The sequence below is a fragment of the Pseudonocardia broussonetiae genome (assembly GCF_013155125.1).
GTDB lineage: Bacteria > Actinomycetota > Actinomycetes > Mycobacteriales > Pseudonocardiaceae > Pseudonocardia > Pseudonocardia broussonetiae.
On sequence record NZ_CP053564.1, the window covers coordinates 4850699 to 4875624 of the forward strand.

Here is a 24926-nt window from a genome sequence, read left to right on the forward strand (position 1 = left end):
GAACCTAGGAGTGGCCGGTCCGGGAGGGCGTCGGGACGACCCCCCGAAGAACACCCCGAGGAGACGTGATGCGCACGCTTCTGGAACGGGAGCGGGAGATCGCCTGTGTGCACCGGCTGCTCGCCGCCGCGGTCTCCGGCTCGGGTGGTCTGCTCCTGGTCGAGGGCGACGCCGGCATCGGCAAGACCGGGCTCGTCCGTGCCGCGGCGACCTCGGCCGAGGGGCTGGGGATGCTGGTGCTCCGGGCGCGCGGGGCGGAGCTGGAGCGCGACCTGGCGTTCGGGATGGTGCGCGAGCTGCTGGGGCCCGCCGTGCGGGCCGACGGCGTTCGCGACGGGGCAGCCGCCCTGGCCGCACCGGTGCTGGGTCGGGAACCGGCCGACGCCCGGCGCGCCGAGCTGTTCTCGGTCCTGCACGGGCTGTACTGGCTCGTCGCCGACCTCGCCGCGGACCGGCCGCTGCTGCTGGTCGTCGACGACGGGCACTGGTGCGACGAGCCCTCGCTGCGGTTCCTCGCCTACCTGGCCCGGCGCCTCGACGGCGTGGCGGCCGGCCTGCTGGTCGCGACCCGGCCGGCGCCGCTGCCCCCGCAGCGGGCGCTGCTCGACCTGCTGGCCTCCGAACCCGTCGCCACCACGGTCCGGCCGCGACCGCTCGGCGTCGACGGGCTGCGGACGCTGGTCGAGGCTGCGCTCGGACCCTCGGACGCGGCGTTCGTCGCAGCCTGCCTGTCGGCCACCGGTGGGAACCCGTTCCTGGTGACCGAGCTGCTCGCGGAGCTGGCCGCGGCCGGGGTCACCGCCCGCGGGAAGGACGTCGACCGCATCGCCGCCGTGGTGCCCCGCGGTGTGCAGCGGGCCGTCCACGCCCGGCTCGCCTCGCTGCCGACGGCGGCGGCGGAGCTCGCCCGGGCCGCGGCCGTCCTGGGCGACGGCGCCGAGGCCCGCCGCGCGGCGCGCCTGGTCGGGGTGGGCGAGGGCGAGGTCGGGGGCGCGGTGGACGCACTGGTCGCGGCCCGGCTGGTCGGGCCCGAGCTCGCGCTGACCTTCGTGCACCCGCTGCTGCGGGCCGCGGTGGCCTCGACGCTGGGCCCGGCGGCGCTGGCCGCGGCCCACCGGCGGGCGGCGGTGCTGCTCGCCGAGGAGGGCGAGGGCGGGGACCTGCTCGTGCCGCACTTGCTCGGCGCGGTCGCGACCGGCGACGGATGGGTCGTCGACGTCCTGCGCGACGCGGCCCGCCGCGCGACCGCCCGCGGGGCGCCCGACGCGGCCGTGCGGTACCTGGAGCGGGCGATGGCCGAACCGCCACCCCCGCCCTGCGCCACCGGGTGCTGCTGGAGCTCGGTCGGGCGGCCATGACGGCGGGCCACCCACGATCCCTCGAGCACGCCACGGCGGCGCTCGTGGAGGCGCCCGACTCCGCCGGTCGCGGCCGGGCCACCCTGCTGCTGGGCAGGGTGATGTTCGAGGCGGGCCGCACCGCCGAGGCCGTCCGGATGTGCCAGGAGATGGTCGGGGAGCTCGACGAGCGGCATCCCGAGCTCGGCCGCGAGCTGGAGGCCGAGCTGCTCTCGGCCGCGATCCAGGACCTGACCACGCTGCCGGTCGCGATCCGCTGGCACGAACTACGCACCGTCGATCCGGAACCGACCGATCGGACCGGCTGCATGCTGCTGGCGAACATGGCCCTCATCGAGGTGCTGACCTGCGGATCCCGGACGAGGGCCACCGCGCTGGCGACCGCGGCGCTCACCGACGGCCACCTGCTCGGCGAGAGCGGCGAGATCACGTTGCCGGCCGCTCTGCTCAGCCTGACGCTGTCCGGGCAGGAGCGCCGGTCGATCGAGCTCTGGGACGGCGTCGTCGCCGACCAGCGCAGGCGGGGGAACGTCCGCGGGTTCGTCCGGGCCTCGGCGGCTCGTGGGTTCGCGGCGTTCCACCTCGGGGAGCTGGACGCGGCGGTCGCCGACCTCCGGGCGGCACTCGAGCTGGCCCGCGGCGACGCGGGGCTGTGGACCATCGAGGGGTTCGCCGTCGGGTGGCTGCTCCCCCCGCTGATCGACGCCGGCGACCTCGCCGCGGCCGAGCACGAGATCACCGCGATGGCGCCCCGGTTCGGCGCGGGCCCGCTGCTCAACGTCAACTACCTGCTCACCGCACGGGGGCAGCTGCGCCTGGCCCAGGGCCGGCTCGACGATGCCGTCGCCGACCTGCAGGAGTGCGGCCGCCGGGCGTCGCTGTGGAAGGCGTCGGGCCCCGGGGTCTTCACCTGGCGGACGCACCTGGCGCTGGCGCTGCTCGGACGCGGCGAGCGGGACCGGGCCGCGGAGCTCGCGGCGGAGGCGCTGCGCCGGGCCCGCGCGTGGGGTGCACCGTTCCCGCTGTCCGAGGCGCTGCGGGTGGCCGGTCTGGTGACCGACGGCGAGGCGGGTGCCGCCCTGCTGCGTGAGGCGGTCGCCGTCGCCTCCGACGCACCGCTGCAGCGGGCCCGTGCGCTGACGGCGCTGGGTGCGCGGCTGCGCCGCAGCGGCGAACGGGTCGCCGCGCGCGCCCCGCTGAGCGCGGCGCTGGACCTCGCGCTCGCACGCGGGGCCGCCGCCGTCGCCGGACCCACGCAGGAGGAGCTGCTGGCCACCGGGGCCCGGCCGCGCCGGCTGCGGACGACCGGTGCACAGGGGCTGACCGCCACCGAGCGCCGGGTGGCGGGAATGGCGGCCCAGGGGCTGACGAACCGCGAGGTGGCCCAGGCGCTGTTCGTCTCCGAGAAGACGATCGAGACCCACCTCGGCCACGCCTACCGCAAGCTGGACATCAGCTCACGCACCCAGCTCGGCGCCGCCCTCGGCTAGCACCAGCTCGGCCGGTCCGACCTGCAGGAATCCGTTGGACAGCGGTTCGCAGCGCACCCCGCCGCGGCGGCGCAGGGCCCGGAGCGCGCCGGGCGCGAGCACCACGTCCATCCAGGAGCACGGGTTCGCCGGGCGGTGGGCCCGGAACCGCACCGCGCCGTCCCCGGAGTCGAGGGTGAACTCGGTGTCACGGGGCAGGTCGTCGACGGCGAAGCCGCGCAGCACGACGTTGCGACGGGTGAGCAGGGGGTCGGGCACCGCGGGCAGCCCCAGCTCGGCGGCCACGTGCTGCAGCGACTCGACAGCGAGCAGGGTGACCGAGGCGGTGCGGTGCGCGGGTCGGCCGAAGTAGCGGTCGCCGACGACGCCGAGCCCGGCGCGGATCTCGATGCGCTCGCGCGACCCGCCGTCGGGGTCGGGGAGCGGGCCGTCACCGGGGCGGCCCTCGTAGGCGTGCAGCGGTGAGGTGTGCAGGGCGACGACCTCGACGGTACTTGCGTGACCCACGGGTGCGACGCTACCGACCATGGCGACCGCGACGACACCGCTTGCCGCCACCGATCCGCTGCCCGCCCGGCCCCGCCGGGTGCTCGTCACGGGCTGCACCGGGTCGGGCAAGACGACGCTCGTCCGGTCGGTCGCCGACGTGCTCGGGGCGCCGCACCACGAGCTCGACGCGCTGTTCCACGGCCCGGGCTGGACGCCGCGCCCGGAGTTCGCCGGCGACGTCGCCGCCTTCGCCGCCACCGAGCACTGGGTCGCGGAGTGGCAGTACTCGGCGGTGCGCCCGCTGCTGCTCGCCCGCGCCGACCTGCTGGTCTGGCTCGACCTCACCCGCCTCCAGGTCGCCCGCCAGCTCGTGCCGCGGACGCTGCGCCGCCGGCTGCGGCGCGTCGAGCTGTGGAACGGCAACGTCGAGCCGCCGCTGTGGACGGCGCTCACCGACCCCGACCACCTGTTCCGCTGGGGCTGGCGCACGTTTCCGCGCACCGCCGAGCGCGTCGCCGCGGTGCTCGCGGAGCCGGGGGCGCCGGTCGTGGTCCGGCTGCGCGACCGCCGCGAGGTCCGGGCCTGGCTCGACGGCCCGCTGCGCGACGCGGCCGGTCGCTAGCGGCGCGCCACCAGCACCCGGGCCGGCGGCAGGTTGCCCCACACCGGCCCGCCGACGGTCACGGCGCCGAACTCCGCCCGCAGCGCGGCGAGCTGGCGCCGGGCCGGCGGCATCCATGCCGTCGGCAGCAGCGAGACCTGGGTGAACGTCCCGCCGGGCGCCAGCACCGCACCCGCCCGCCGCGCGATCGGGGCCGCCGCCCACGCCACCCAGGGCAGCAGGCTCGACACGGCGTCGACGCGCTCGATCCCCAGCCCGCGCAGCAGCGCCGGGAGATCGCCCGCGTCCCCCGGCACGACGGTGACGCCCGGGTGCCGGGCCGCCAGCCGCGCGGCCAGGGCGGGGTTCAGCTCGACGGCGACGTGCCGCCCGCGCCCGCCCAGCGCGCGGGCGAGCGCGTCGGTGACCCGCCCGGTGCCGGCGCCGAGCTCGACGACGACCGGGTCGCCGTCGAGCTCCAGCGGGGCCAGCATCGCCGCCACGAGGGCGTCGGAGCTGGCGGTGAGGGTGGCGACGCTCGTGGGCGCGCGCAGGAACTCGCGGAGCAGGGGGCGGGAGTCGGACACGGGCCGGACGGTAGGGGGCGCGGGTGAACGGACGGCGAACCTCGACGCAAGCCGATCCGCACCCCCGGCGTCCGTCACCCCTGCGCGAACTGCGTCGACCCCGGGTTCAACGTCACCGGCCTCGGGCGCGAGCTGAGCTTCGCCGTTCCCCTCCGACGGGTGCTCACCGCGCTGCGCATCGGCGACCCCCGACGCGGGGCAGCCCTCATCGTGGCCCTTGCCCTTGCACCTCGGTACGCCGCGCGGACCGGGCTGTACGTCACCGCCCGCGGCCACCGCGAGATCCGACCGGGGGCTCCGGCCGACGACCCTGCCGCGCGGGCCCGGCTGTGGACCGCGACCGCACAGCTCGTCGCGTCCCTCGGTGTCGACGCCGGGTGACCCCGGGCCCGGCGCCGGTCGCGGGTGAACGGGCGAGGGTCTAGCGACGGGCCGCCGCCGTGCGCCGCGCCCAGCCGGGCATGCCGAGCCGGGAGAAGGCGGCCGCGGCGTCGTCGAGCAGCGGCGCGGCGCGGCCGTCGTCGCCCGTCCTGGCGTGCATCAGCCCCTCGTCGTGGTCGACGACCGCGCGCAGGGGGAGCGCGCCCTGCCCGTCGAGGACGGTGCGGGCGGCGTCGAACCACCGCCGGGCCTCGTCGTGGCGGCCGTCGAGGGCGCACAGCCGGGCCACCGCCTGCCGGGCGTCGGTCATCGGGAACCGGAAGTCGGCCGGCAGCACCCGCTCGCGCAGGGCGCGCTCGACGACCGCGAGGTGGTCGCGCCGGCCCAGCAGCCAGAGCACCTCGGCGACCTCACAGGCCGTGCGCGCGTAGTTCGGGGCCCAGGCGGGGCCGTCGCGCAGCGCCCGGACCGGGCGGCCGAGCAGCCCCAGCGCGGCAGCGGCGCGCCCCATCCGCGCCTCGCCGCGGGCGCTGATCGCGTCGATGGCGGCGCTGCCCCAGTGCCGGTCGGGCGCCGGCTCCCGCCAGCGGGCGAAGGCGGCCATCCGCCGGGGCCAGTGGTCGTCGCGGGCCATCGCGAGCGCGTCCTGGGCGCCCTCGTGGTGCAGCAGCTGCCAGCCCGGTCCGAGTCCGGGCAGCCGCGCGACGAGCCCGTGGACGTGGTCGATCACCTCCGCGCCGCCGTCGAGGTCGCCCAGGGCCACCCGGCAGCGCGCGGCGCCGGCGCGGCAGTACACCTCCAGGGCCAGCTGCCCGGCCGCCTCCGCGACGGCCGCGTCGCGCTCGAACAGCGGCACCGCGGCGGCGTAGTCGCCGACCAGGAACGCCGCGACCGTCGGGTCGTCGGCGGCCTGCGCGGGGATCGCGGCCCGACTGCCGTGCACGGCGGCGACGGCGTAGCGGGCCAGGTCGCCGCGCCCGGCAAGGCGCCCCGACCGGAGCAGCACCCGCAGGGCGTCGCGGCGGCCGGGGAGGTCGAGCGGGATGCCCGGGTGGCCGGGGTCGGCGGCCTCCCGCCGGTCGAGGTCGAGCAGCGTCAGCGAGGCCCACGTGACGGCGTCGGGCCCGTCCGGGCCGGTCACGGCGCCGAGCGCGGCGGGGGCGAGCGACCAGGCGTGCCGGTTGCTGCCCGCCTGCGCCAGCACCGAGGCGACCTCCGCGGCCACGGCGGGCAGGCCGCTGACCCGGGCGGCGTCGACGGCCTCGTCGAACCGCAGCGCCCAGGCCAGCGCCACCGCCAGGCGCGCGCGCAGGTCCGGCTCCCGCTCGTCGCTGCCGGGGAGCAGGTCGAGCGCGGCCCGCAGGAACGCCGCGTGCTCGTCGTGGGCGCCGGTGCGGCGGGCCTGCTCGGCCGCCTCCAGCGCCGGTGCGACCCCGGCCTCCGCGCCCGGCAGCCCGGCGGCGCGGTGGTACTGCGCCGCCACCTCGGCCGCCGCGACGCGCACCCCGGCCGCCCGGGCGGCGTCCAGCGCGACGGCGAGGTCGCGGTGCAGGCGGAGCCTGCGCGACGGGTTGAGCTCGCCGTGCACCGCGTGCCGGATGAGCGCGTGGGTGAAGTCGTAGCGGTCGGGCCGGGTGTCGGGGACGACCAGCCCGGCGCCGAGCACGTCGTCGAGCGCGGCGAGCGCCTCGGCGTCGTCGAGCCCGGCGACCGCGCGGACCGGCTCGAACGGGAACGGGCCCTCGATGCCCGCGGCGGCGTCGAGCAGCCGGCCGGCCCGTGCGGGCAGCCGCGCCCGGCGCCGTGCGACGACCTGCCGGACGCCCTCGGGCACCGCGGCCAGCGGCAGGTCGGTCCCCAGCCGCCCCTCGCCGTCCGGGCGCAGCACCCCGTCGTCGTGCAGGTGCCGCACGATCTCCCGGGCCAGGAAGGGGTTGCCGTCGGTCTCGGCGCGCACGGCCGAGACCAGCTCCTCCGCGACCGGCGCGCCGGCGGTGTCGCGGAGGAGGCGGGCGAGGGCGGCGCCGCCGATGCCGCCGAGGCGCAGCTCGCGGCACTCGGCCTCGCTGCGCAGGGCGCCGAGCGCGTCGGTGAGGGGGTGCCGGGCGTCGACCTCCTCGCCCCGGTAGGCGACGACGACGAGCACCGGGTCGCGCGCCGTCACCCGCGCGGTGTGCCGGAGCATCGCCACCGTGCCGCTGTCGGCCCAGTGCAGGTCGTCGAGCAGCAGCACCAGCGGCGCCGCCGCGGCCATCGCGGAGACCCGGCGGGCGACGGCGTCGAGCAGCCGGGTGCGCAGCTCGTCGGGGCGCAGGGCCTCCGCCGCCCCCTCGGGTCCGCCGGCGGAGACGAGCGCGGCGACGGCCGGGTCGTCCGTGCCGTGCCGGCCCAGCGCCTCGGCGAAAGGGTGGAACGGCAGCGCCCCGCCCTCCGGGCAGCGGCCCGTCAGCACGCACGCGCCCCCGGCCTCCGCGGCGGACGCGAGCTCGGCGAGCAGCCGCGTCTTCCCGATGCCCGGCTCGCCGCGGAGCAGCACGACCCCGCCCCGGCCCGCCGCGGCGTCGGCCACGTGCGCCCGCAGCGCGCCGAGCTCGCGCTCCCGTCCGACGAACGTCCCGCGGCCGCCCAGCGCGGGCGCCGCCGCAGGCGCGGGGTCGTGGGCCGGCGCCGGGGAGTGAGCCAGCGCCGGGTCGTGGGCCAGCACCGCCGCGTGCAGCGCGCGCACCTCGGGACCGGGCTCGACACCGAGCTCCCCGGCCAGCACGGCGCGCAGCCTGCGGTGGGTCTCCAGGGCCTCGGCCTGCCGCCCGTCGCGGTAGAGCGCCAGCATCAGCTGCGCCCACCCCCGCTCGCGCAGCGGGTGGTCGGCGACCATCGTCTCCAGCGCGGCCACCGCCTCGCGGTGGCGCCCCAGCGCGAGCACCGCCGCGGCGCGGTCCTCCGCCGCGGACGCGCGCAGCTCCGCGAGGCGGGCTGCGGCCGTGCGCGCGAACGCCCGGTCGGCGAACTCCTCGAGCCCCGGCCCGCGCCACAGCGCCAGCGCCCCGTCGAGCGCGTCGAGCGCGCCCGCGTGGTCGCCGCGCGCGAGGGCCCGGCGTCCGGCCGCGACCCGCGCCTCGGCGAGTGCCGCGTCGATGCCGGGGACGTCGGCGTCCGGGTCGCCGGTGCCGCGGTCGCCGGTGATCGGGACCTCGAGAAGGTAGCCGGGGGCGCGGGTGCGGATCGTGACGCCGCCGCCGTCGAGCGCCCGGCGCAGGCGCAGCACGTAGTTCTGCAGCGTCTTCGCCGCCGTGCGCGGCGGCGCGCCGTCCCAGAGCGCCTCGACCAGACGGTCCTCGGCGACGACCTCGCCGTGGTGCACGGCCAGCACCGCCAGCAGGCAGCGCTCCTTGGGCCCGACGGGGCGGACCGCGCCGTCCCGGCCGAGCACCTCGACCGGTCCGAGGAGTCGCAGCGCCACCGCCGGCATCCGCACAGGGTCCGCGCCGCCCCGCCCGCTGTCCAGGAGCCGTTTCGTGCGGGCGCTACGGCACCAGCACCGCGCGGCCGTGCACCCGGCCGTGCTCGAGGTCGGCGAACGCGTCGGCGAACGCCTCCAGCGGGTAGGTGCGGGTCCGGATGCCGACGCCGCCGGCCGCGGCCAGCGCGACGAGCTCGCGCAGGTCGTCGTGCGTGCCGACGGCGTTGCCGACGACGCTGATCTCGGGCAGCACCAGGGTGAAGGTCGGCACCCGGAGCTCGCCGCCGTACCCGACGACGAAGTAGGTACCGCGGGGCCGCACCATCGCCAGCGACGAGGCGACCGCGTCCCCCTCGCCGACGAAGTCGAGCACGGCCTCGGCGCCCGCGCCGCCGGTGAGCTCGGCGACCCGGTCGCCGTGGCGCCCGTCGGCGGGCACGGCGTGGTGCGCGCCGCAGTCGGTGGCCAGCTTCAGCGACTCCGGATCGGGGTCGACCGCGATCACCTCGGCGGCGGTGAGGGCGCGCAGGCACTGCACGGCGATGTGCCCGAGCCCGCCGATCCCGACCACCACCACGCGGGCCCCCGGCCCGAGCAGCGGCACGGCCTTGCGGACGGCGTGCATCACGGTGAGGCCGGCGTCGGCGTGCGGGGCGACGGCCGCCGGTTCCAGGCCGGCGGGCAGCGCCAGCACCGCGCGGTCGGTCGTGCGCATCAGCTCCGCGAAGCCGCCCGCGCGGGTGAGGCCGGTGAAGTCGAGCCCGCGCGCGCAGCGCATGTCGTCGCCGGTGCGGCAGGCCGGGCACGTCCCGCAGGACGACTGCGGGTGGCAGATGACGGCGTCGCCGACCGCGACGTTCTCCACCGCGGTACCGACCTCGTGCACCCAGCCGGTGGTCTCGTGGCCGAGGACGAGCGGCAGGTCGGTGGGCACGGCCGGCGCGAACCAGCCGTCCCGGATGTGCAGGTCGGTGCGGCACAGGCCGGCACCGCCGACGCGGACGACCACGTCGTGCGGTCCGGTCGCGGTGGGCTCGGGCACCTCGTCGAGCCGCGGGGACTCGGAGTAGGCGTGCAGGCGGACGGCCTTCATGGTCGGGACCTCCGGTGTCGGGAGCGGGGCGCGCCGAGCGTGTCCCCGACCGGTCGCGCACCGGTCGCGGTCCGGTCGCGCCCGGCGTGCCCCCGAGGCCCCGGGCCCGTCCGCCGGTAGCCTCCGCGTCGAACGGGTGTTCGCGGAGGGGAGCTCGGGTGCGCGTGCTGGGGGTCGACCCGGGGTTGACGCGGTGCGGCCTGGGCGTCGTGGACGGGTCGAGCGGGCGGTCCGTCCGCGCCGTCGCCGTGGACGTGGTGCGCACCGCGCCGGACCTGCCGCTGGAGCGGCGGCTGCTCGCCGTCGGCGCCGAGGTGGAGCGGTGGATCGCGCTTTACGGGCCCGACGTCGTGGCGATCGAGCGGGTGTTCAGCCAGCACAACGTGCGCACGGTGATGGGCACCGCGCAGGCCAGCGGGGTGGTGGCGCTGCTCGCCGCCCGCGCCGGGCTGCCGGTCGCGTTCCACACCCCGAGCGAGGTGAAGGCCGCCGTCACCGGCGAGGGGCGGGCGGGCAAGGAGCAGGTGACGACCATGGTGACGAAGGTGCTCGGGCTGGCCGAGGCGCCCCGCCCCGCCGACGCGGCCGACGCCCTGGCGCTCGCGATCTGCCACTGCTGGCGCGCCCCGATGCTCGACCGGATGGCGCAGGCCAAGGTGCGCAGCGACGAGCTGGCGAAGGCCCACCGAGCCCGGCTGGCGGCGGCGGCGCGAGCAGCGCGGTAGCGCCGCGGTGGCCCACCGGGCGGCTCGCACACAGGCCGCGGGGCCCGCACACAGGGCCGGACCTGTGTGCCACCACCGGACGGTGTGTGCGAGCCTCCCGCGGGCGGCCGCCGGGGGTCGGTAGCGTGTCGAACTGTTGTTCGTCGTCGAGAGGGGTTGTGCGTGATCTCGTCCGTGCGGGGTGAGGTGCTGGAGATCGCGCTCGACCACGCGGTCGTCGAGGTCGGCGGGGTGGGGCTGGCCGTCGTCGCGGCCCCCAACACCCTCGCCGGGCTGCGCCGCGGCGAGCAGGCGCGGCTGTCGACCACGCTGGTGGTGCGGGAGGACTCGCTCACGCTGTTCGGGTTCGCCGACGCCGAGCAGCGCGAGCTGTTCGGGCTGCTGCAGTCCGTCGCCGGGATCGGGCCGCGGCTGGCGCTGGCCACCCTGGCCGTGCTGAGCCCCGACGACGTCACCCGCGCGCTGCTCGACGGCGACACGAAGGTGCTGACGCGGGTGCCCGGCATCGGGCCGAAGGTGGCGCAGCGGATGGTGCTCGAGCTCAAGGACAAGGTGGTGGCCGTGCCCGCCACGGCGAGCGCGCTGACGCTCCCGGCGGCGGGGGGCACCCGCCGCGACGAGGTGGTGGAGGCCCTGGTCGGCCTGGGCTTCACCCCGCGCCCCGCCGAGGAGGCGGTGGCCGCGGCGGCCGTCGAGAACGCCGACGCCGACGCCGCGACGCTGCTGCGCAGCGCACTGACCCGCCTGGGTCGTCGTGGGTGAGCTGACGCCCGCCGCGGACGAGGAGGACGTCCTCGTCGACGCCACGCTGCGCCCGCGCAACCTCACCGAGTTCGTGGGGCAGCCGCGGGTGCGCGAGCAGCTGTCGCTGGTGCTGCAGGGCGCGCAGCGCCGCGGCAGCCCGCCCGACCACATCCTGCTGTCCGGCCCGCCCGGCCTGGGCAAGACGAGCCTCGCGCTGATCGTCGCCGAGGAGCTCGGCGCGGCCATCCGCCTCACCTCCGGGCCCGCGCTGGAGCGGGCGGGCGACCTCGCCGCGATGCTGTCCAACCTCGCGCCCGGCGACGTCCTGTTCATCGACGAGATCCACCGCATCGCCCGCCCGGCCGAGGAGATGCTCTACCTCGCGATGGAGGACTTCCGCGTCGACGTCGTCGTCGGCAAGGGCCCCGGCGCCACGAGCATCCCGCTCGACATCGCCCCGTTCACCCTCGTCGGCGCGACCACCCGGTCCGGGGCGCTCACCGGCCCGCTGCGCGACCGCTTCGGCTTCACCGCGCACATGGAGTTCTACGAGCCCGCCGAGCTGGAGCTCGTGCTGCGGCGCGCCGCGGTCATCCTCGGCGTCGACCTGCACCCCGACGGCGCCGCCGAGATCGCCGGGCGCTCCCGCGGCACCCCCCGCATCGCCAACCGGCTGCTGCGCCGCGTCCGCGACTTCGCCGAGGTCCGCGCGGACGGCACCGTCACGCGCACGGTCGCCCGCGACGCCCTGGCCGTCTACGACGTCGACGAGCTGGGCCTGGACCGCCTCGACCGCGCGGTGCTCGGCGCGCTGGTCCGGTCGTTCGGCGGCGGGCCGGTCGGGGTGTCGACGCTGGCGGTCGCAGTGGGGGAGGAGCCGGGTACCGTCGAGGAGGTCTGCGAGCCCTACCTCGTGCGCGCCGGGATGCTCGCGCGCACGCCGAGGGGCCGGGTCGCCACGGCGACGGCGTGGGCCCACCTGGGCCTGACCGCCCCGCCCGACGTCGTCCCGGGTGGCCCTCCGCCGCTGTTCTGAGGCCGGGCTGGCAGACTCAGCGACCGGCCGACGACGTGCGGAGATGCGGAGACCATGGACCTCTCACTGCTGTTCCCCCTGTTCATCCTGCTGCTGTTCATCCCGATCTTCCTGTCGGGGCGCAAGCAGCGCCGGCAGATGCAGGAGATGCAGCAGCTGCAGTCCGACCTGCAGGTCGGTGACATCGTCGTCACCACGTCGGGGCTGCGCGCCACCGTCGTCGACGTCTCCTACGAGGAGACCGTCGACCTCGAGATCGCCGACGACGTCGTCACCACGTGGGTGCGCGCCGCGGTCCGCGAGAAGGTCGTGGCCACCGAGGAGACCCCGGCGAGCACCGCCCCGGCCGAGGACGGGACCCTCACGACCGGCACCGACGACGCCCCCCCGTCGTTGACGAAGGACACGTCGCGCGTCGAGGACCCGTCGCTCGTCCGGGACACCGAGTCGCGCGGCCCCGGCCAGAACTGACGCCGGAGCCCGCCGAACCCCCCGCCGCGGCACCCGCCGCGGTGCGCAGTCAGGAAGAGACACCGTGGCCACCACCCCGGGGCAGATCCGCCCCTGGCGCTACCTCGCGTCGTTCGTCGGCGTCATCGCCGTCCTGTACTCGCTGGTGTTCTTCACCGGCGGCGGCGGGATCACGCCCAAGCTCGGCATCGACCTGCAGGGCGGCACCCGCGTCACGCTGGAGGCCCGCACCGAGACCGGTGCGCAGGCGCCGCGCGACCAGCTGCTCCAGGCGCAGGCGATCATCCAGCAGCGCGTCGACGGGCTCGGCGTCGGCGGCTCCGAGGTGGTGCTCGACGGCAACAACCTGACGATCACCGTCCCCGGTGACGACGGCGAGCAGGCCCGGTCGCTGGGCCAGACCGCGCAGCTGCGCATCCGCGAGGTCATCGGCGGCCCGATCGCGGCCACGGCGGCTCCGGCGCCGACGGACCCGGCGGCCGTGCCCGGCGCCCCCGACCCGGCGGCCCCCGCCGACCCGGCCGCTCCCGCCGACCCGGCCGGGGCCGACCCCGCCGCTCCGACGGACGCGCCGCAGGGCGCGGGCCCGCCGGTCGTCGAGACCGACGTGGCGCCGATCGCGCAGACCACACCCCTGACGGCTCCCACTCCCGAGCCGACGCCCGAGCCCGAGCCGACGCCCGACGCCCCGGCCGCCACCGTCCCCGACGCCCCGGCCGACCCCGAGCTCGCCGCCGCCATCGACGCGGCCCGCGCGCAGCGCCAGAGCACCGACCCGGCCGTCCAGGAGCAGGCGCTCCTCGCGCTCGACTGCGCCGCGAACGACCCGCTGCGCGGCTACGACGACCCGTCGCTGCCGCTGGTCGCCTGCGACGTCGACGGCACGGCCAAGTACGTCCTCGCGCCGATCCTGCTCGAGGGCACCGAGATCGCCGGCGCGCAGGCCCAGCCCGCGCAGGGCGGCATCGGCACCGTGGTGAGCGTCCAGTTCACCAGTTCCGGCGCGGCCACGTGGGGCGCCTACACCTCGGCCAACGTCGGCAAGAACGCCGCGTTCGTGCTCGACGGCGAGGTCGTCTCCGCGCCCACGGTCAACCAGCCGATCTACGGCGACACCCAGATCGAGGGGCAGTTCACGCCGGAGGAGGCCCAGGACCTCGCGGGCATCCTGCGCTACGGCTCGCTGCCGCTGTCGTTCACCGCGTCGGAGGCGCAGACCGTCTCGGCGACGCTCGGGCTGGCCTCGCTGCAGGCCGGGCTGATCGCGGGCGGCATCGGCCTGCTGCTGGTGTTCGTCTACTGCCTGATCTACTACCGCGTCCTGGGCGTGTTGACGATCCTGTCGCTGGTCCTGTCCGGTGCCGTCGTCTACGCGGTGCTGGTCCTGCTCGGGCGCTGGATCGGGTTCACCCTCGACCTCGCGGGCGTCGCCGGGTTCATCGTCGCCATCGGCATCACCGCCGACTCGTTCGTGATCTTCTTCGAACGGCTCAAGGACGAGATGCGGGAGGGCCGCACGTTCCGCTCGGCCGTCCCGCGGGCCTGGGTGCGGGCGCGGCGCACGATCCTCGCCGCCGACGCCGTCAGCTTCCTGGCCTCGGTCGTGCTCTACGTCCTCGCCGTCGGCCAGGTGAAGGGCTTCGCGTTCACCCTCGGCCTGTCCACGGTGCTCGACCTCGTGGTCGTGTTCCTGGTGACGCACCCGCTGGTGGCGCTCGCGTCCAACAACAAGGTGTTCGGCAGCTCGAAGTACTCCGGGCTCGGGTCCGTCGCGAGGATGGGGGCCGAGCGCAAGAAGGCCGCCGCCGCGTCCGCGCGGCCCGTGTCCACGGGCTCGGCGTCGACCACGAAGGGGGCCTGACATGGCCAGCGTCTTCGCCCGCCTCTACACCGGCACCGGTGCGTTCGACATCGTCGGGCGCCGCCGCACGTGGTACCTCGGCTTCGGGGTGCTCCTGCTGGTCTGCCTGCTGTCGATCGTGCTCCGCGGGTTCAACCTGGGCATCGACTTCACCGGTGGCACCCAGATCCAGTTCCCGACCTCCGGCACGAGCCAGGAGGTCCAGGTCGAGGACGTGCGCGCGGTGTACGAGCGCGCGATCGGCGAGGAGCCCGCGGCCGTGCAGATCGCCGGCACCGGTGCCGCGCAGTCGGTGCAGATCCGGTCCGAGACGCTCGACGCCGCCCAGCTCGTCGCGCTCAAGCAGGCGCTGTTCGACGAGTTCGCGCCGCTGGGCGCCGACGGCGCGCCGAACCCGTCCGCGATCAGCGACAGCGCCGTCAGCGGCAGCTGGGGCGACCAGATCACGCGGCAGGCGCTGATCGCGCTCGTGGTGTTCCTCGTGCTGGTCACGCTGTTCCTGGCGTTCTACTTCGAGCGCGCGATGGCCGTGGCGGCGCTGGTGGCGCTGGTGCACGACGTCGTCGTCACCGCGGGGATCTACTCGCTGATCGGGTTCGAGGTCACGCCGTCCACGGTCATCGGCCTGCTGACGATCCTCGGGTTCTCCCTCTACGACACCGTCGTCGTGTTCGACAAGGTCAAGGAGAACACCCGCGGGCTGCTCGGGCTCTCGCGGCGCACCTACGCCGAGGCGGCCAACCTCGCGCTCAACCAGACGCTCATGCGCTCGATCAACACCTCGCTCATCGCGGTGCTGCCGGTGCTGGGCCTGCTGGTGATCGGAGTCGGGCTGCTCGGCGTCGGCACGCTGGCCGACCTCGCGCTGGTGCAGATGGTCGGCATCATCGCCGGCGCGGTGTCGTCGCTGCTGCTGGCCACGCCGCTGCTCGTCGACCTCAAGATGCGCGACCCGAAGGTCCGCGAGCAGGCCGAGCGGGTCCGGATGCGCCGGGCGCGGGCGAGCGCGGCCCTCGCCGGGGCCACCGGGACCGAGGGCGCCGACCCCGACACCTCCGACGACGACGTGCTCGCCACCGAGCTGCGCAAGGAGAAGGCGCTCTCGGCCGCATCGGGCGTGCCCGCGCGCGCCGGGCGCCCCGCGGGGTCGTCGCGCGACCGGAAGCCGGCCGCCAACCGGCCCACCGGACGGCGGCGCGCGTGACGGTCGCCGACCCCGACCTCGACGAGGACGGCTCGCTCACCCACGTCCTGGGCCTGGTCCACGACGTCCCCGACCACCCCCGCCCCGGGATCCTGTTCAAGGACCTGACGCCGGTGTTCGCCGACGCCCGCGCGTTCACGACGGTCGCCACCGAGCTGGCCGCACGGGTGGGGGAGGCCGACCTCGTCGCCGGGATCGAGGCCCGCGGGTTCCTGCTCGGGGCCGCGGTGGCGCTCGTCGCGGGGACCGGGGTGGTGCCGGTGCGCAAGGCGGGCAAGCTGCCCCGCGTCGCCGGGTCGCGCACCTACGACCTGGAGTACGGCACGGCCACCCTGGAGCTCCCGGCGGGCACCGTGCCGCCGGGCGCGCGCGTGTTCGTCGTCGACGACGTGCTGGCCACGGGCGGCACCGCCGCGGCCGCGGCGGCGCTGCTCACCGACGCCGGCGCCGAGGTCGTCGGGTTCGGCGTCCTGCTGGAGCTCACGGCCCTGGCCGGCCGCTCGGTGCTGGCGCCGGTCCCGGTGCACGCGCTGCTGCACGCCTGAGCCGCCGGGGCGACTATCCTCGAGCCGTGACCGATGTCCAGCCGGTGGCGCCCCCGGTCCCCACGCCGGACGGGCCCGCCAAGCCCTCGGCCACCCGGCGCGTCCGCGCCCGGATCGCGCGCCGCATGACCCCGCAGCGGGTGGCCGTCGTCGCCCCGGTGCTGGAGCCGCTGGCGAGCATCCACCGGACGCTGCACCCCAAGGCCGACCTCGCGCTGCTGCAGCGCGCGTTCGACGTCGCCGACGTCAAGCACGAGGGCCAGAAGCGCAAGTCCGGCGACCCCTACATCACCCACCCGCTCGCCGTCGCGACGATCCTGGCCGAGCTGGGCATGGACACGACGACGCTGGTGGCGGCGCTGCTGCACGACACCGTCGAGGACACCGGGTACTCCCTCGACGACCTGCGCACCGAGTTCGGCGACGAAGTGGCGCACCTCGTCGACGGCGTCACGAAGCTCGACAAGGTCGAGTTCGGCAACGCGGCCGAGGCCGAGACGATCCGCAAGATGATCGTCGCGATGGCCCGCGACCCGCGCGTGCTGGTGATCAAGCTGTCCGACCGGCTGCACAACATGCGGACCATGCGCTTCCTGCCGCCGGAGAAGCAGGCGAAGAAGGCGCGCGAGACGCTGGAGGTCTTCGCCCCGCTCGCGCACCGGCTCGGGATGGCCACGGTCAAGTGGGAGCTGGAGGACCTGTCCTTCGCGATCCTGCACCCCAAGAAGTACTCCGAGATCGTGCGGCTGGTCGCCACCCGCGCGCCCTCGCGCGACACCTACCTCAAGCAGGTCATCGACGAGGTCACCCAGCAGCTCGACGCCGCCCGGATCGCCGCCACCGTCGAGGGCCGGCCCAAGCACTACTGGTCGATCTACCGCAAGATGATCGTCAAGGGGCGCGACTTCGACGACATCCACGACCTGGTCGGCGTGCGGGTGATGGTCGACGAGGTGCGCGACTGCTACGCGGCCATGGGCATGGTGCACGCGCTGTGGCAGCCGATGCCGGGGCGCTTCAAGGACTACATCGCCCAGCCGCGGTTCGGGGTCTACCAGTCGCTGCACACGACCGTCATCGGGCCGGACGGCAAGCCGCTGGAGTGCCAGATCCGCACCCGCGAGATGCACCACACCGCGGAGTACGGCATCGCGGCGCACTGGCGCTACAAGGAGACCAAGGGCTCGCACACCGGCAGCACCGTCGACGTCGACGACATGTCGTGGATGCGCCAGCTGCTCGACTGGCAGCGGGAGGCGGCCGACCCCGGCGACTTCCTGGAGTCGCTGCGCTTCGACCTGGGCACCAAGGAGATCTTCGTCTTCACGCCCAAGGGCGACGTCATCACGCTGCCGCAGGGCTCCACCCCGGTCGACCTGGCCTACGCGGTGCACACCGAGGTCGGCAACCGCTGCATCGGCAGCCGCGTCAACGGCCGGCTGGTGGCGCTGGAGCGCAAGCTCGAGTCCGGCGACGTCGTCGAGATCTTCACCTCCAAGGCCGAGGGCGCGGGGCCCAGCCGCGACTGGCTCGCCTTCGCCGCGTCCCCGCGCGCCCGCACCAAGATCAAGCAGTGGTTCGCCAAGGAGCGCCGCGAGGAGGCGATCGAGGGCGGCAAGGAGGCCATCACCCGCGAGGCCCGCCGCACCGGCATGCCTCTGCAGCGCCTGGTGTCGGCCGACTCGATGGCCGCGCTGTCGCGCGAGCTGCACTTCCCCGACCTGTCCGGGCTCTACGCTGCGGTGGGGGAGGGCCACGTCAGCGCCCGGCACGTCGTGCAGCGCCTCGTCGCACTGCTGGGCGGGATGGAGGACGCGGAGGAGGAGCTCGCCGAGCGGTCCACCCCGTCGACGATCCGGACCCGCCGCGCCACCGGCGACGCGGGCGTCGTCGTCAAGGGGGAGTCGGCCGACCTCGCCGACCTCTACACGAAGCTCGCCCGCTGCTGCACGCCCGTGCCCGGCGACGACATCCTCGGCTTCGTCACCCGCGGCGGTGGCATCTCCGTGCACCGCACCGACTGCACCAACGCCACCGAGCTGCAGAACCGCGCGGAGCGGCTCGTCGACGTCGCCTGGTCGGTGTCGGCGGGGTCGGTGTTCCTCGTCGCGATCCAGGCCGAGGCGCTCGACCGGCACCGCCTGCTCTCCGACATCACCAAGGTCCTCGCCGACGAGAAGGTCAACATCCTGTCGGCGTCGGTCACGACGTCGCGCGACCGCGTCGCGGTGTCGCGGTTCAGCTTCGAGATGGGCGACCCCAAGCACCTGGGGCACGTGCTGCGGGCGGTGCGCAACGTCGAGGGCGTCTACGACGTGTACCGGGTGACCAGCGCGTCCTGACGCGGCCGGGCCACCCTCAGGGCGCGCCGGTCCACAGGTCGCAGTGGTGCGCCGCCGCGAACTCCGCGGCCGGGACGTCGCTCGTCGCGCCCGCGGTGATCGTCCGGACCGGTCCGCCGGCGCCCCAGGCCGGCCAGCCGGGGTCGCCGGTGCGGGCGAACCGCGCCCACGCCGCCACCAGGTCGGTCGCGGTGCCCTGCTGCGCGGCGGTCAGCGGAGGACCGGGCCGCAGGTCGAACAGGTAGGGGACCTCGGCGCCGTGCACCACGCCGTCGGCCAGGTCGGGGGCGGGCGCGGCGAACGGCGAGGGCGCGCGGGTGTCGGCGAACTCGTAGGCGAACACGGGGCCGCGGCCGGCGAGGCGGTCGTAGGTCGCGAGCGCGGGGCAGGCGTAGGCCCGGTCGGTGACGACGTCGGCCCAGGCGCGCGACGGGCTGCGGTCGCCGGGGGCGTAGGCGCGGCCGACCTCCCGCGCCCGGTCGCCCGCGGCCCGGGCCAGCAGCGTCCGGAACGTCGACGCGTCGAGCGTCGGGAGGAAGGCGTGGGTGAACAGGACGCCCTCGTCGCGGACGGTGCCCGCGAGCACCGGCACCGGCGGCGCCTGCGCCAGCACGTCCGACGGGCGGCGCGGCAGCGTGGGCGTGCCGACCGCGGGGCTCCAGTAGCCGGGCACGCCGACGAGGCGCTCGACGGGCAGCGCGCGCAGGCAGGCGAGCCGGTCGTCGTCCCGCCGCCCGTCGTCCCGCCGCCCGTCGTCCCGCCGCCCGTCGTCGCAGCCCAGGGCGTCGGCCGTCGCCTCGCCCATGTCCTCGGCGACGGGCAGCGCCTTCCAGGTGTCGCCCACGGGGCCGGTGCCGGGCCCGATGACGTCGACGACGTTGGCGGTGCCGCAGCCGCCGCTCTGCATCACCGCCCGCGCGAACAGCCCGCCCGCGGCGGGGGAGGCGAGCTGCGCGCACACGCCGTCGGCCCCCGCCGACTCCCCGGCGAGGGTGACCAGCTCCGGGTCGCCGCCGAACGCGGCGGCGTTGCGCGCCACCCAGACCAGCGCGGCCTGCTGGTCCTGGATGCCGAACGCGCCCGACCCGGACAGCTCCGGCAGGGCGAGGAAGCCCAGCGGGCCCAGCCGGTAGTTGACGGTGACGACGACGAGCCCGGCGCGCGCGAGCCGGCGCGGGTCGTAGTCGGCGCCCGCGCCCGCGGAGAATCCGCCGCCGTGCAGCCACACCAGCACCGGCAGGCGGGCGCCGGCGGTGGTGCCCGCGGGGACGGTGACGTCGAGGGTCAGGCAGTCCTCGTCGGCGCTGGCGGCGGTGGCGTGCGGGACGCCGGGCGCCGCGGCGGTCTGCGGGCAGCGCGAGCCCGGGCCGGTCGCGTCGCGGACGCCGCTCCAGGGCTCGGGCGGGCGCGGCGGCACCCAGCGCGGGGTCGGGGCGGCGTAGGGGACGTCGCCGAAGCGCAGGACGTCACCGTCGAGCAGCCCCCGGAGCTCGCCCTGCTCGACGCGGACGGTCTCGTCGAGCGGAGCGGGCCCGCCGCACCCGGCCACCGCGAGCACGGCCAGCGCGAGCAGCGCGCACACGACCGGGCGGGGGAGCACGCACCGATCGTGCCCGAGCACGGTCGGTGACCGCGGCCGGTGGTCAGCCGGCGACGACGGCCGAGTCGATCGTGACGGGGGTGGTGGGCTGGCCGTCGCCCTCGGGCGTCGAGCCGGCCGCGGCGACCCCGTCGATCACGGCGAGGCCCTCGGGCGCGATCGAGCCGAACGCCGTGTACTCCGGCGGCAGCCCGGCGTCGCCGAAGACCATGAAGAACTGGCTGCCACCGCTGTCCGGCGCCGCCGTCTTGGCCATGGCGAGGATGCCGCGGCCGTAGGTCAGCTCGGGGAACACCTCGTCGGGGATGGTGTAGCCGGGGCCGCCGGTGCCGGTGCCGGTCGGGTCGCCGCACTGCAGCACCTGCAGGCCCGGAGCGGTGGTGAGGCGGTGGCACGGCGTGCCGTCGTAGTAGCCCTGCTGCGCGAGGCTCACGAAGCTGTTGACGGTGCACGGCGCCAGCGCGCGGTCCAGCGTCAGCGGCACGGTGCCCGCGCTCGTCGTCAGCGTGACGCCGACGGTGCCCTCGGCGGACACGCCGGTGGCGGGCGGGAGCGTGGCGGGCTTCGCGGCCTCGCCGCCCGCGACGTAGGCGCAGTCGGTCGGGTTCGGCAGGGGCGTCGAACGCACCGGGAGCGGGACGATCTCGGCGGGCGCGGCGGGGTCGGTCGTCGGCGCGGCGGCGGTGTCGTCGCTGCCGCCGGTGAGCGTCGTGAGCAGCACGATCCCGACGACGACCACGACCACGACGGCCACCGAAGTGATCACCGCGACCCGCCTGCGGCGCTGCGCCTGCTGGGCCCGCCGCTCCTGCTGGCGCTCGAGCTTGCGCTTGGCCGCCTCGCGCCGCATCTGGTTGGTCGCCACCGTGCTCCTCCGTGTCCGCCGATCGGCCGACACGATAGCGATCGGCACCGGCCTCTACGCTGGTCGGGTGCTCGTCGCCGGATTCCCCGCAGGTTCCTTCCAGACCAACTGCTACGTCGTGGCCCCCGGTCCGGGGGAGGCGTGCGTCGTCGTCGACCCCGGCCAGGACGCCGTGGAGCAGCTCGACGCGCTCCTCGCGGAGCACCGGCTGACCCCGGTCGCCGTGCTGCTCACCCACGGGCACTTCGACCACACGTTCAGCGTCACCCCGGTCTGCGACGGCCACGACATCGCCGCCTGGATCCACCCGGAGGACCGGGAGATGCTCGCCGACCCGATGAAGGGGCTGTCCCGGGAGTCGGCCGCGTTCTTCGGCGGGCGCCTGGAGATGCGCGAGCCGCGCTCGGTCGAGGAGATGACCGACGGCGCGACGCTCGACCTCGCCGGGCTCACGCTGCGCGTCGACCACACCCCCGGCCACACCCGCGGTTCAGTCATCTTCACCCCGACGTCTGGGGCCGACGCCGGCGCGGGCGCCGAGGTGATCATCGCGGGCGACACGCTGTTCGCCGGCTCGATCGGGCGCACCGACCTGCCCGGCGGCGACCACCAGCAGATGCTGGTGAGCCTGCGCGACAAGCTGCTCACCCGCTCCGACGAGGCACTGGTCCTGCCCGGGCACGGCGCCACCACGACGATCGGCCGGGAGCGGGCGTCGAACCCGTTCCTGCAGGGCCTCGACACGCCGGCGCCGGGGCGTGGGCTGTGACGACCCCGTTCGCCGCGCCGAAGGGGATCCCCGAGTACACCCCGCCCGACTCCGCCGCGTTCGCGCACGTCCGCGACACGCTCGTCGGGGCGGCCGGGCGCGCCGGGTACGGGCTGCTGGAGCTGCCGGTCTTCGAGGACACCGGGCTCTACGCCCGCGGTGTCGGCGAGTCGACCGACGTCGTCAGCAAGGAGATGTACACCTTCGCCGACCGCGGCGAGCGCTCGGTGACGCTGCGCCCCGAGGGCACCGCGGGCGTCGTCCGCTCCGTGATCGAGCACGGCCTCGACCGCGCCGGGCTGCCGGTCAAGCTCTACTACGCGGGCCCGTTCTTCCGGTACGAGCGCCCGCAGGCCGGGCGCTACCGGCAGCTGCAGCAGGTGGGGATCGAGGCGATCGGCGTCGACGACCCCGCCCTGGACGCCGAGGTCATCGCCGTCGCCGACGAGGGCTTCCGGGCGCTGGGACTGCGCGGCTACCGCCTGGAGCTCACCTCGCTGGGCGACGAGGAGAGCCGCCCCGCCTACCGCACGCTGCTCACCGACTTCCTGTCCCGGCTCGACCTCGACGAGGCCACCCGCGAGCGGGCGCGGGTCAACCCGCTGCGCGTGCTCGACGACAAGCGCCCCGAGGTCCGCGCGCTCACGGCCGACGCGCCGCTGCTGCTGCACCACCTCTCGGCGGCCGCGAAGGACCACCACGACGCGGTCAAGGCGCACCTCGACGACCTCGGCGTCGCCTACGTCGAGAACCCGCGGATGGTGCGCGGGCTCGACTACTACACGAAGACCACGTTCGAGTTCGTCCACGACGGGCTGGGCGCGCAGTCGGGCATCGGCGGCGGCGGGCGCTACGACGGGCTGATGGCGACGCTCGGCGGGCAGCCGCTGTCGGGCGTCGGCTTCGGGATCGGCGTCGACCGCACACTGCTCGCTTGCCGCGCCGAGGGCGTCTCGCCGTGGTCGGAGGCGCGCGTCGAGGTGTTCGGGGTGCCGCTGGGCGACGCCGCGAAGAGCCGGCTCGTCGTGCTGGCCGGGGCGCTGCGCCGCGCCGGGGTCCGCGTCGACGTCTCCTACGGCGGGCGCGGACTCAAGGGCGCGATGAAGTCGGCCGACCGCTCCGGCGCGCGCTACGCGCTCGTCCTCGGCGACCGAGACCTCGAGGCCGGCACCGTCGGCGTCAAGGACCTGGTGTCGGGGGAGCAGCGGCCGGTGGCGCTCGACGCCGTCGTCGACGAGCTCGTGTCGCTGCTCGGTGGCTGAGACGCCGCCCTCGTCCTCCGGGGCCGCCGGGGCCGCGGGGTCCTCCGGGGCCTCCGACGCCGCCCGCTGGGACGCCCGGCACGCCGTCGCGGGTCCGGGCGCGTCGATGCCGCCGGGGGCCCTGCGCGGGCGCGAGCACCTGCTGCCCGCCGGCGGCCGCGCCCTCGACGTGGCCTGCGGGCGGGGGGCGGTGGCGGCGTGGCTCGCGGGCCGCGGGTTCGCCGTCGACGCGGTGGACGTCTCGCCGGTCGGGCTGGCGGCGGGCGCGGCGCTCGCCCCCGGCGTCACGTGGATCGCGCACGACCTCACCCTCGGGCTGCCGGTCTCCGGGCCCTACGACGTCGTGGTCTGCCAGCGCTACCGCGACCCGGCGCTCTACCCGGCGCTGGTCGAGGTCCTGGCGCCCGGCGGCCTGCTCGTGGTCACGGTGCTGGCGGAGGTGGGCGACTCGGGTGGGCCGTTCCGGGCCCCGCCCGGGGAGCTGGAGGCGGCGTTCGGGCACCTGAGGGTGCTCGCGTCGGAGGAGGGGAACGGGGAGGCGTCGCTCGTGGCGCTCGCTCCCTAGACCTCCAGCGCCTCCCGGCTCTCCCGGCTCGCCACCACCGCCGCCAACGCGGTCGTGATCGGCACCGAGGCGACCAGGCCGATGCTGCCGACGAGCGTCCGCACGATCTCGGTGGCCACCGCCTGGGACGTGGCGACGTCACCCAGCCCCTGGCCGGACAGCGAGAACAGCAGCAGCAGCGGCAGCGAGGCGCCCGCGTAGGCCAGCACCAGCGTGTTGACCGCCGAGGCCACGTGGTCGCGCCCGATCCGCATGGCCGCGGTGAACAGCGCGGGCGCCGCCATGCCGGGGTCGGCCCGGCGGAGCTCCCAGACGGCGCTGGTCTGGGTGACGGTGACGTCGTCGAGCACGCCGAGCGCGCCGATGACGACACCGGCGAGCAGCAGCCCGCGGGCGTCGACGCCGGAGCCGAGCGAGGCGATGAGGGTGGCCGTCTGGTCGTCGAGCCCGGTGAGCCGCGCGGCCGCGGAGAACAGCGCGCCCAGCACGCCGATCAGCGCGAGCGAGGCGAGCGTGCCGAGCACCGCCGTCGAGGTGCGGGCGGACGGGCCGTGGGTCAGGTAGAGGACCGCGAACATGATCAGGCACGAGCCGACGACGGCGACGGCGAGCGGGTCGCGCCCGTCGAGGATCGCGGGCAGCACGAACGCCAGCAGCACGACGAAGGTCAGCGCCAGCGCGCCGAGGGCGGCGAGGCCGCGCCAGCGCGCCAGCACCAGGACCGCGGCGGCGAACAGCACGGTGAGCCAGACGAGCGCTCCGCCGCGCTGGAAGTCGACGACCTGGTAGGAGCCGGGATCGGCGGGGTCGCCGCCGGAGTAGCCGAGCACGATGTCGTCGCCGACGCCGAAGGTCGGGGTGCTGGGCTCGACGGGCACGATCTGCACGAGGTCGCGGCCCGGGAGCGGCCCGTCGGCCATCCGGACGACGATCCCGACGCACCCGCCCTCGCCGCTGCCGGGGGAGCAGTCGGTGGCCTGCGCCGCGGTGATCTCGCCCTGCACCGGCTGCTGGGCGGCGGCCGCCGCGGGCACGGGCGCAGTGCCCGGCCACAGCAGGACCACCCCGACCAGCGTGGCCAGGGCGCAGGGCACGAGCAGGGCGGCGATGAGGATCCGGACGCGGCGCCCGGCGGGGGCGGCGGGTCCGTGTCCGTGGCCGTGCCCCGCGGCGGGGGCGTGGCCGTGCTCCGCGACCGCGGCGGGCGCCGCCCGGCGGCGGCGCCGCCCACTGTTGACCGGCGGCGCCGGCTCCGCGGCGGGACCGGCGACGGAACCGGCGGCGGGACCGGCAACGGCACCGGCGACGGCACCGGCGACGGGACCGGCGGCGGTCCCGGGGGCGGGACCGGCGACGGACCGCCGGCGGCGCCCGCCGGTGGACGTGCCGGTCGCGACCCGGATCGGCCCGGTGGGGGCGTCGGGTTCGGGCTGCTCGGGTCCGGGCACGGGCCCATCCTCCCCGCGCCGCGCGTGCCC

At 76.6% G+C, this 24926-nt stretch carries 22 protein-coding genes; 15 read left to right on the plus strand and 7 right to left on the minus strand.

The features are described 5' to 3' along the window. The first annotated feature begins 68 nt into the window (after window positions 1–68). Window positions 69–1358 carry an AAA family ATPase gene (locus tag HOP40_RS23600; protein WP_172162047.1) on the plus strand — a complete coding sequence of 430 codons (1290 nt, stop codon included), beginning with the start codon at window positions 69–71 and terminating at the stop codon, window positions 1356–1358. Next, window positions 1328–2848 (plus strand): helix-turn-helix transcriptional regulator, encoded by a 1521-nt coding sequence (locus HOP40_RS23605; RefSeq protein WP_172162049.1) that lies wholly within the window; start codon window positions 1328–1330, stop codon window positions 2846–2848. Before HOP40_RS23600 ends, HOP40_RS23605 begins: the two co-directional genes overlap by 31 nt. Here the strand turns inward: HOP40_RS23605 and HOP40_RS23610 are convergent. Continuing rightward, window positions 2816–3355, minus strand: coding sequence for an MOSC domain-containing protein (locus HOP40_RS23610; protein ID WP_240157235.1), 540 nt, complete (start codon window positions 3353–3355; stop codon window positions 2816–2818). The genes HOP40_RS23605 and HOP40_RS23610 overlap by 33 nt on opposite strands. A 19-nt stretch (window positions 3356–3374) precedes the next feature. Between HOP40_RS23610 and HOP40_RS23615 the strand changes: the two genes are divergently transcribed. Continuing rightward, entirely contained in the window at window positions 3375–3959 is a 585-nt protein-coding gene (locus tag HOP40_RS23615) for a P-loop NTPase family protein (protein WP_172162053.1), read from the plus strand. Here HOP40_RS23615 and HOP40_RS23620 read toward each other — a convergent pair. Next, window positions 3956–4525, minus strand: a complete 570-nt coding sequence (locus HOP40_RS23620; protein WP_240157236.1) for a class I SAM-dependent methyltransferase — start codon at window positions 4523–4525, stop codon at window positions 3956–3958. The genes HOP40_RS23615 and HOP40_RS23620 overlap by 4 nt on opposite strands. Window positions 4526–4684: 159 nt before the next feature. Between HOP40_RS23620 and HOP40_RS35555 the strand changes: the two genes are divergently transcribed. After that, on the plus strand, window positions 4685–4906 hold the full coding sequence (locus HOP40_RS35555; RefSeq protein WP_205346890.1) for a hypothetical protein: 222 nt from the start codon (window positions 4685–4687) through the stop codon (window positions 4904–4906). Between the two features lie 40 nt (window positions 4907–4946). On the opposite strand, the gene HOP40_RS23630 is transcribed toward HOP40_RS35555, so the two are convergent. Beyond that, the gene (locus HOP40_RS23630; RefSeq protein ID WP_172162055.1) at window positions 4947–8375 is read right to left on the minus strand and encodes an ATP-binding protein; all 3429 of its coding nucleotides are present in this window, start codon (window positions 8373–8375) and stop codon (window positions 4947–4949) included. A gap of 55 nt (window positions 8376–8430) precedes the next feature. Continuing rightward, window positions 8431–9459 carry an NAD(P)-dependent alcohol dehydrogenase gene (locus HOP40_RS23635; protein ID WP_172162057.1) on the minus strand — a complete coding sequence of 343 codons (1029 nt, stop codon included), beginning with the start codon at window positions 9457–9459 and terminating at the stop codon, window positions 8431–8433. A 158-nt stretch (window positions 9460–9617) separates the two neighbouring features. Here HOP40_RS23635 and ruvC point away from each other — a divergent pair, with 158 nt between their 5' ends. The 8 genes from ruvC to HOP40_RS23675 all read left to right on the plus strand — a co-directional run bounded on the left by ruvC (window position 9618) and on the right by HOP40_RS23675 (window position 18387). After that, window positions 9618–10184 (plus strand): crossover junction endodeoxyribonuclease RuvC, encoded by a 567-nt coding sequence (ruvC, locus tag HOP40_RS23640; protein ID WP_172162059.1) that lies wholly within the window; start codon window positions 9618–9620, stop codon window positions 10182–10184. A 162-nt stretch (window positions 10185–10346) separates the two neighbouring features. Beyond that, window positions 10347–10946, plus strand: coding sequence for a Holliday junction branch migration protein RuvA (ruvA, locus tag HOP40_RS23645; protein ID WP_172162061.1), 600 nt, complete (start codon window positions 10347–10349; stop codon window positions 10944–10946). Next, entirely contained in the window at window positions 10939–11964 is a 1026-nt protein-coding gene (ruvB, locus tag HOP40_RS23650; RefSeq protein ID WP_172162063.1) for a Holliday junction branch migration DNA helicase RuvB, read from the plus strand. The genes ruvA and ruvB overlap by 8 nt, the downstream gene beginning before the upstream one ends. Window positions 11965–12018: 54 nt before the next feature. Beyond that, on the plus strand, window positions 12019–12435 hold the full coding sequence (yajC, locus tag HOP40_RS23655) for a preprotein translocase subunit YajC (RefSeq protein WP_172162065.1): 417 nt from the start codon (window positions 12019–12021) through the stop codon (window positions 12433–12435). Between the two features lie 64 nt (window positions 12436–12499). After that, window positions 12500–14296: a protein translocase subunit SecD gene (gene secD, locus HOP40_RS23660; protein WP_172162068.1), complete on the plus strand. Its 1797-nt coding sequence runs from the start codon at window positions 12500–12502 to the stop codon at window positions 14294–14296. A gap of 1 nt (window position 14297) precedes the next feature. Beyond that, window positions 14298–15500: a protein translocase subunit SecF gene (gene secF / locus HOP40_RS23665; protein WP_172162070.1), complete on the plus strand. Its 1203-nt coding sequence runs from the start codon at window positions 14298–14300 to the stop codon at window positions 15498–15500. Further along, window positions 15497–16045: an adenine phosphoribosyltransferase gene (locus tag HOP40_RS23670; protein WP_240157237.1), complete on the plus strand. Its 549-nt coding sequence runs from the start codon at window positions 15497–15499 to the stop codon at window positions 16043–16045. The genes secF and HOP40_RS23670 overlap by 4 nt, the downstream gene beginning before the upstream one ends. A gap of 26 nt (window positions 16046–16071) precedes the next feature. Next, the gene (locus HOP40_RS23675) at window positions 16072–18387 is read left to right on the plus strand and encodes a RelA/SpoT family protein (RefSeq protein ID WP_240157238.1); all 2316 of its coding nucleotides are present in this window, start codon (window positions 16072–16074) and stop codon (window positions 18385–18387) included. 16 nt (window positions 18388–18403) lie between these two features. Here HOP40_RS23675 and HOP40_RS23680 read toward each other — a convergent pair whose 3' ends face one another. Together HOP40_RS23680 and HOP40_RS23685 are read right to left on the minus strand one after the other, a co-directional pair. Further along, window positions 18404–19987, minus strand: coding sequence for a carboxylesterase/lipase family protein (locus tag HOP40_RS23680; protein WP_172162072.1), 1584 nt, complete (start codon window positions 19985–19987; stop codon window positions 18404–18406). 43 nt (window positions 19988–20030) lie between these two features. After that, window positions 20031–20852: a peptidylprolyl isomerase gene (locus HOP40_RS23685; protein ID WP_172162074.1), complete on the minus strand. Its 822-nt coding sequence runs from the start codon at window positions 20850–20852 to the stop codon at window positions 20031–20033. 67 nt (window positions 20853–20919) lie between these two features. On the opposite strand from HOP40_RS23685, the gene HOP40_RS23690 reads away from it, so the two are divergent. From HOP40_RS23690 to HOP40_RS23700, 3 genes are read left to right on the plus strand one after another with little or no spacing between them, the layout of a single operon-like run. Beyond that, a complete protein-coding gene (locus tag HOP40_RS23690) occupies window positions 20920–21621 on the plus strand; it encodes an MBL fold metallo-hydrolase (RefSeq protein WP_172162083.1) in 702 nt (233 codons plus the stop codon). Beyond that, window positions 21618–22883, plus strand: a complete 1266-nt coding sequence (hisS, locus tag HOP40_RS23695) for a histidine--tRNA ligase (RefSeq protein WP_172162085.1) — start codon at window positions 21618–21620, stop codon at window positions 22881–22883. Before HOP40_RS23690 ends, hisS begins: the two co-directional genes overlap by 4 nt. Further along, on the plus strand, window positions 22876–23448 hold the full coding sequence (locus HOP40_RS23700; protein ID WP_240157239.1) for a class I SAM-dependent methyltransferase: 573 nt from the start codon (window positions 22876–22878) through the stop codon (window positions 23446–23448). Before hisS ends, HOP40_RS23700 begins: the two co-directional genes overlap by 8 nt. Here HOP40_RS23700 and HOP40_RS23705 read toward each other — a convergent pair. Further along, a complete protein-coding gene (locus HOP40_RS23705) occupies window positions 23445–24896 on the minus strand; it encodes a YibE/F family protein (protein WP_172162087.1) in 1452 nt (483 codons plus the stop codon). The two genes, HOP40_RS23700 and HOP40_RS23705, sit on opposite strands and share 4 nt — an antisense overlap. Window positions 24897–24926 lie beyond the last annotated feature (30 nt).